This is a genomic window from Bacteroidota bacterium (genome assembly GCA_034439655.1).
Lineage (GTDB): Bacteria > Bacteroidota > Bacteroidia > UKL13-3 > UKL13-3 > CANJUD01.
Genome location: JAWXAU010000002.1, coordinates 1 through 7,556 on the forward strand (window position 1 = coordinate 1; position 7,556 = coordinate 7,556).

Consider the following 7,556-nt stretch of genomic DNA (forward strand, 5'->3'; position numbering starts at 1 on the left):
GAATGGTAATGCCGAACTACATCCCGAAAGCATTCGGGATTAGTCCCTTTCTTTTGGACTATTATATATTGAGTTTCGGTATTAATGCCGAACTACATCTCGAAAGCCCCGCTTAATCCCGATAATTATCGGGATGAGGGGGCTTAGTCCCTTTCATTTGGACTATAATATATTGAGTTTCGGTATAAATGTTTTCTTATAATTGCTAACCAACAAAGTGCAGATAGGCAATTGCTATAAAATCCGACAGTGCAGGCTTGTGGAGTAGGGTGTTCGCACCTGCCTCCATCAATAATAATATAATAACTTTTAGCTATTCACTTTTTCCACTTTTTTTGCCGTAGCTCTTTCTACATTCACCACTTTTATTTTCTTGTCAATAAAATACATCATAATAGCGGTGATGATAATAGTACAACTTACTACATAACAAAGTGTATCATAGTTCACCAAACTATGGTCTGCATTTTCTGATACTATCATACCGCCTACTTTTGCCGCAATACCACCAGCCAACATTTGAATAGCGGAATTAGTACTCATAAATGCACCACGGTCAGACATGAGCGGCACCGATGTCATAATAGTAGATGAGGTTACAATACGTGCGGTGATAGAAATCATTAATATACAATTTAATAATAATATAATTGAAAATATTGAGGGGCCTAAATTTGCATATATGATTATAGTGATCATACTTAAGAATGAGCCCATCACAAACATTCTATATTTTCCTACTTTTTCGCTGAACTTACCTATGAGTGGACCTGCTATTAACGCACTAATACCTGTAAATAAATATAAAGAAGGTAAATCATCAACAGACAATTTTAGATTGTTTACACTAAATGCAGAACCAAATGGCATCAGCATATATCCGCCAGTGGCAAGTAAAATTGTAGAGAGAAATGCTTGCAAATAGAAAGGTTTTGTAAGTGTATGATACATGTGTACAAAAGCATTCTTATCTGATTGTATTTTTAAATGCTCTTTAACAGGTTTCATATAAATTATGATAATAACGAATATTATAATACTCAAACCTACTATCATCAAGAATGGAGAATTCCATCCCAAGTCTTTGGCCATCTTTAATCCAATAGGAATACCCAATATTTGGCTGCTTGCAAAAGCCATCTGCACAAAGCCCATCACTTTTGAACGTAGATGGGGAGCAAATATATCTGCAAGGATGGCCATGCCTATACTTCCTATTACACCACCAAATATTCCTGTCACAATTCTTGCTATCAGCAGAAAATCATAATCGGTCGCAATGCCGCATAAAAAAGTACCAATTATAAAGCCGGTATAAAAAAACAATAATAGTTTTTTTCTATCAAATTTGTCCGCAAAACCTGCTGTGAGGATGGCCGATATTCCCGCACTAAATGCATAGGCTGATACTACATTGCCAAATTTGCTTGGGTCAATTTTTAATGCAGGCATCATGATAGCTCCCATAGGCGACATCACCATGAAGTCGAGAATAATAGTAAACTGCGTGATGGCCAAAATAGCTATCATAAATACTTCGTATTTTGTAAATTTTTCTTTTGTAGTTTTTTGTAATTTTTTCATCAATATTTATTACTATAAAGGAAACAACACTTCAGGTACATTGTTGTTTTGCGTTTTGGAAGTAATTAACTTGCTTATAGGATGAGCAGCCATTTTTTCACTGGGATAGGGTAGGAGCATTTCTTGAATGAATCCTTTATCTGCATTGTAACTCAGCCATTCCTTTTCTTTATCGGGACGAAGAATTACAGGCATTCTTTTTTTTGTATTATGAATTTCGCCCACTAGTTCATTAGCCCCTGTGGTTAATATTGAAAAAGTATGATATAAATGTCCCTTTTCTTTGTGAACCCAACTGGCCCAAATTCCCGCCATCGAAAAAATAGTTTGATCTTTCAAGTATATATAATATGGATTTTTTTCTTTTCCTTCATGCTTCCATTCAAAAAAACCAGTTGAAGGAATTAAGCAGCGACTATATTTTATAGATGCTGCAAAAGAAGGTTTTTCAAATGCAGTTTCGCTACGTGCATTCAAATTGAAAGCCTTTACTTTTTCTGCATTTTCTATATCCTTTGTCCACTGGGGTATCAATCCCCAACGGAATAATTGTATAATATCTTTAAATTCTGAAGTAATGACAGGCCAACTACCGAAAAGGAATGCACTTTGATGGTAAACTGGCTGGAAAAGTTCAGGTGTCACAAATTTAGCCTTATATCTTTGTTCAACCTCCAAAGCAATTTTTGACAAGGTATTATGATAACACATTCATATAATAGTTTATTTTTTTATTCTCTTAAATTCACTTTCATATTGTATTTTTTTTGAGGTGATGGGTACCATCATTAAAAATACGAGTAGTTTGCCCCCCGAATCAAGAATCACCAAATCATTTTTTTTTGTAATCCCTATATAGCGTAAATTATTATTGAGAAACCATAAGAGCGGCCCCGCTATAAAATCGGTAGTCCATTCTCGTTCAACCACAAAATATCCTTTTTTATAATGACCACCAAGCATGTTTACGCTCACTACGGAATCTTCGTAATTTAGTTTTATTTTAAGCGTGTTCAAGTCGTTGGGGGTAATGCTTACAGTATATTGATTGTATTTATATATTGTGGCTGAGTCAAAATTACTCCAAAATGTTTTGCTTGTATCATTGCTATTGTTAGCATATATCCCATTTAGCGTCATAAAATTATCACTGTTCAATACTAGGTCTTTATCTTGTCTGCCAGCTAGTTTTACAGTAGCACATGAATAGAAAGTAGTCAGCAAGCAAAATGCAATTATATAATATATATATATCAAAAGAGGTTGGTTTAGTTTTGTAGTGTTATGTGTTTGATATATTCTTGAGAATAATATTTTCGGGTTTTGGATAAGTAATTAATTTAGAGAAATCCAATTTCCAAAAATCTAAATCGAGCAATCGATTATTCTTGTCTTTTGTGAGTGTAATAATCACGGGGGTATTATCACTGTCTATATATTCTGCTTGTGCCAAATCACCATCGTACTCGCTAGCCTCATTAGCAGCCATTCCTATACTTCCCATCCCTGGCTCTCCATATTCTTCCACATATTCATTGATGGGATAGTCGGTAATGCTTAACTCTAATGTATATAATAAATACACAATTAAATTCTTTTCCTCGTCTCGTATGTTTCTTTTTTCTTTCATTGTATTATTTATCAGGCGTCAGCCCCTTACCCCTTACTCCTTACTCCTTCCTCTTAAATTCCAAATCCTGAAAATCAAAACTAAAATCAGTGGAAGGAGAAATAGCTTCCATTCTCATCCCAATAGCTTTGCCTGTTTTATCAAAACTAAATACTACAAACGCATCAGCATCGAGGCTGCGGTCATTCCATTTCACCACAAAAGTACTGCTATTATAATAATATAATTCACCAGTAAGTCGGGGAGATTTTTTTGATTCAAAATGCAGCTTGCCATTTTGTTCGCTTATGATAATATCTCCAAACCATAAATCATTGTATACCCCAGTAGGTTTTAATCTTTCTATACCTGGAGCTTTCATTGCTTCCTGCATTATCTTCATCCATATACTATCTACTATATGTTTTGCCTCGGCTTCTCTTTTCACCACCCTATCATGATATTCTGTTATTCTATCTTTTTTCGGCATACCCAAATATCCATCTTTAATATTATTAGTAATAGCGGTGAATGCAGCACCCACTTGCTGATTGGTGAGTACTATAATACCCAAATTAAGTTCAGGAATTAAAGTTACTTGTGTTACAATACCAGCAAGTCCACCCGTATGCGATACTTGTTTAAATCCTCTCACATCACTAATTCCCCATCCCAAACCATAGCACGAAAAATGTGTATTATAAGGGGTTACTTTTGGCACGGATAATATAGTTTGGCAAGCCCACATTTCTTGTTGAGCCGCATCACTAAATAGTTGGTGGTTTTCACCATATTTACCATTGTTCAATTGCATCATCACCCATTTACTTAGGTCAGTTATATTACTACAAATACCTCCTGCGGCATTTGCTGTTTCACTCCAACCTAAAGTAATTTGTTGTAATTTACCGTCAACAAAACAGTGTGGTGCAGCTAGATTGTTTTTATTTTTAAGTCGGCTTAATGATGCGGCACTTGATGTCATACCAAGTGGTTTCATGATTCGTTGTTCAATAAAATTTTCCCAACTCATATTCGAAACTCGAGCAACCACTTCACCTGCTATTATATATAAATTATTATTATAATCATACTTTGTTCTATAACTTGAAACTGGTTTTAGATATTGTAAACCATGTATAATATCGGCCTTTGTTGCAATATTAGAATCGGGCCACATCATCAGGTCACCCGCACCAAGGCCAAGACCACTGCGGTGCGTAAGCAAATCTCTTATCGTAAATTCTTCCGTTACATAAGGATTATACATTTTAAATTCGGGTATATAATCGGTTACCTTATCATCCCATTTTATTCTTTTCTCATCAACCAACATTGCAAGGGCAGCGGCAGTATATGCCTTACTATTTGATGCAATACCGAACAAGGTATTCTCATCTACTTTTTGTCCAGTATTGAGCGACCTCACCCCATAGCCTTTTGCATGTATAATTTTACCATCTTTTATAATACCCACTGATATGCCTGGCACGTCAAATGTCTTCAAAGTTTTTTCCACCAATTCATCCACCTCTGCATTGGTAAGCGGCTGTGCACATAAAGGTAAAATGCCTATAAGTAAAAATAGAAGTGAAAGTATGATACAGTTATTAGGTCTCTTCATGGGGCAAAAGTAGGGAGGAAAAATGAAAAAAAAAGTGCCATCCTAAGTTTATCAAAAATCAATGTAAAGGTCGTTTCTTTATCATACCTCCTTTGGTGTCCTTCACGCTACTCATCACCACAAAAGCATTTGGATCTATTTTCTTAATCTCTGTATTAAGCTTATTCAGTTCCAGCCTTGTAATAACAGTATATATAATGTCAATATCTTGCGATTCTCCTTTTTTACCATAACCTCCTTTTCCATTATATACGGTTACCCCACGCCCCATCTTGTCTATAATCATTTGTCTTATTTTGGAACTGTGCGGTGATATAATAGTAACACCAATATATTCTTCTATTCCTTCTACAATAAAATCTAAAGTTTTGGATGCCGCCAAATAAGTGATTAGTGAATACAGAGCTAGTTCCACCGTAAGAAAATAAGCAGCCGCAGAAAAAATTACAATATTAATCATGATGATAATATCGCCAATGGTAGTTCCTATTTTACGACTTAAAAAAATAGCTAGTACTTCGGTTCCATCAATCACTGCTCCGCCTCTTATAGAAAGTCCAATACCCGCACCCAGAAAGAAACCACCAAATACAGCAACCAATAAATTGTCTTTGGTTACATCGGGAAAATCAACTGTTGCCACGCACAAGGCCAATCCTGATATTGCAATAGCCGTTTTAATAGTAAATGCCTTTCCTATAATATTATAGCCTAAAATTACAAACGGGATATTGATTACGATAAGCAGTGCATAAAGTGGTATATCCGTCAATGCGGAGATGAGCAATGATATACCTGTTGCTCCGCCATCAATAAAATGGTTTGTCAATAAAAATCCTTTAAAGCCGAAGGATGCCGACAGAATTCCAAGCGTAATTAATAATAAATCTTTTGCATTTCTAACAATAATAATTTTAAATTCTTTATGTCCCTTCGCTATTTCGTATCTTGAGTATTGAATTTTACCATCAGTAGTCTTCTTTCGCTTCTTCTCCTTAAGCGTTGTCCTAATAATGAGCTTTTTCCAAAATGAGTCCATAACAATGAAATTCTTGTCACGCAAAGCTAAGTAAACTTGGGCATAAAAAGTAAAGCCTTGTTTACTTATCTCTATGCTAAAAAGGCGGACCTGCATCCAACTAACTAATTGCTAATTTATCCTTGCTACTTTATACTAGCTACTTTATATTTGTCCGATTAAAAAATACCTCATGAAAAAAATATACATTTTACTCGCAGTGTACTGCATATCATCAATAGCCGTTAACGCTCAATCAAAAAGCACCCTCATATCAGAAAACATAAACGGTAAAGTAAAGACCCTTACCCAAACAGTATATGTAGGAGTACTCAAAAACGGCAATCCTGAAAAGGGCAGCGTACTCAATACCGAAACTTATAAATATGACGAAAATGGAAATATTGCAGAGCTGAATTATTGCAATGCAGATAGCAGCGTGCGTACCAGAACGACTTATAAATATAATGAGCAAGGTCACCTTATAGAGATGATTAAATTTAATACCGAAGGTGAAATTAAATCGAAGGAAATCCATACTTACGATACAAAAGAAAACAGGACTGAATCTAATTTTTATAAAGGCGATAATACTTTGTCCTATACCCTAAAATATATGTATGATGCCAAAACAAATATAATAGAACAGGCAGAGTATAATTCGGAAAATAAGTTAAAGTATAAGTTAAAATTGAAATATGATTTGGAAAATAATATAATAGAAAAACTTAAACAAAAACCCGAGGGCATTACAGAAAAAAAGCAGACCTATAAGTATGATACCAAAAGCAACATGATTGAATATAATAGTTTTGCAGCGGATGGAAAACTAAGCCTAAAAGAAGTATATAAATACGACGACAAAAACCGAAAAACGGAACAAGTAAACTATAGTGCCACAGGAGTTGTAGAAGTAAAGGAGAATACACGCTACGAAGAGGATGCCACAGGAAATTGGATTAAGAGAAGTGTGTTTGAAAATGATAGACCTACTAAGATTTCAGAACGTGTGATTTTGTATTATAAATAGTTACACGTTATTTGCCGCGGCGAAATAAAATTTAAAAATTGGGGAGATAATTATTTGTCTGTTTCTTAGTATTATTCTCTGTTTGATTTTTGCTTGATTCGAAAACGATTATATAGCAATGCTGAAAGTAAAATGAGAAAAAATAATCAATGCCTTAAAATAATATTCCAATGCTTTAGTTTCATCCTTTTGTTCACGATATACATTTCCAATATTTACATAGTCTGCTGCAATACAGTTTCATTTTTCAATTCTTCATCCATCTATAAAGCTTCTAAATTATAGGCTAATGCCTTAGGATAATTTTGCTGCTCAATATACAGCACGCCTATATGCCCCAATAATCCTGCAAGCCCAGCTTTGTTAGCCAATTTTTCAAACAGTGGAAGTGCCTTTAAATAACAAGCTGAATTCAAGTCTTAAATGCAACTTTTTGTTTTGCAAATTTAGATAAATAAATTTTCATTCGATTCGGCAATCCAGTGTTCCCAGTTCATTCGTTCTGAAAGTGCCAGTGCAAGCTTGCCATATCTTATACCCTCTGGGGTTGATGGAATAATAATTAAAACTTATACCATTCAGCATTTTCACTTTATTGGTATCTTCCTTTGCTTTGGGCAATTGCACAAGCAAAGAGTCAATAAGGGCTTGCCCTTCTTTTTGGGCAGATGCTTCGTTCCTCAACATCACA

At 34.8% G+C, this 7,556-nt stretch carries 8 protein-coding genes; 1 reads left to right on the forward strand and 7 read right to left on the reverse strand.

What is annotated here, in order from left to right:
• Window positions 1–309: 309 nt before the first annotated feature.
• From SGJ10_00130 to SGJ10_00155, 6 genes are read right to left on the reverse strand one after another with little or no spacing between them, the layout of a single operon-like run.
• On the reverse strand, window positions 310–1,584 hold the full coding sequence (locus tag SGJ10_00130; protein MDZ4756528.1) for an MFS transporter: 1,275 nt from the start codon (window positions 1,582–1,584) through the stop codon (window positions 310–312).
• Between the two features lie 12 nt (window positions 1,585–1,596).
• Window positions 1,597–2,295 carry an SOS response-associated peptidase gene (locus tag SGJ10_00135; protein ID MDZ4756529.1) on the reverse strand — a complete coding sequence of 233 codons (699 nt, stop codon included), beginning with the start codon at window positions 2,293–2,295 and terminating at the stop codon, window positions 1,597–1,599.
• Between the two features lie 12 nt (window positions 2,296–2,307).
• The gene (locus tag SGJ10_00140; GenBank protein ID MDZ4756530.1) at window positions 2,308–2,808 is read right to left on the reverse strand and encodes a hypothetical protein; all 501 of its coding nucleotides are present in this window, start codon (window positions 2,806–2,808) and stop codon (window positions 2,308–2,310) included.
• A gap of 58 nt (window positions 2,809–2,866) precedes the next feature.
• A complete protein-coding gene (locus SGJ10_00145) occupies window positions 2,867–3,214 on the reverse strand; it encodes a hypothetical protein (protein ID MDZ4756531.1) in 348 nt (115 codons plus the stop codon).
• 40 nt (window positions 3,215–3,254) lie between these two features.
• Window positions 3,255–4,817: a serine hydrolase gene (locus SGJ10_00150; GenBank protein ID MDZ4756532.1), complete on the reverse strand. Its 1,563-nt coding sequence runs from the start codon at window positions 4,815–4,817 to the stop codon at window positions 3,255–3,257.
• Between the two features lie 58 nt (window positions 4,818–4,875).
• Window positions 4,876–5,856, reverse strand: a complete 981-nt coding sequence (locus SGJ10_00155; GenBank protein MDZ4756533.1) for a YitT family protein — start codon at window positions 5,854–5,856, stop codon at window positions 4,876–4,878.
• A gap of 172 nt (window positions 5,857–6,028) precedes the next feature.
• Here SGJ10_00155 and SGJ10_00160 point away from each other — a divergent pair, with 172 nt between their 5' ends.
• Window positions 6,029–6,865 carry a hypothetical protein gene (locus SGJ10_00160; protein MDZ4756534.1) on the forward strand — a complete coding sequence of 279 codons (837 nt, stop codon included), beginning with the start codon at window positions 6,029–6,031 and terminating at the stop codon, window positions 6,863–6,865.
• 462 nt (window positions 6,866–7,327) lie between these two features.
• On the opposite strand, the gene SGJ10_00165 is transcribed toward SGJ10_00160, so the two are convergent.
• Window positions 7,328–7,556, reverse strand: a 229-nt coding sequence (locus tag SGJ10_00165; protein MDZ4756535.1) for a hypothetical protein, incomplete at its 5' end; no start/stop codon positions are given.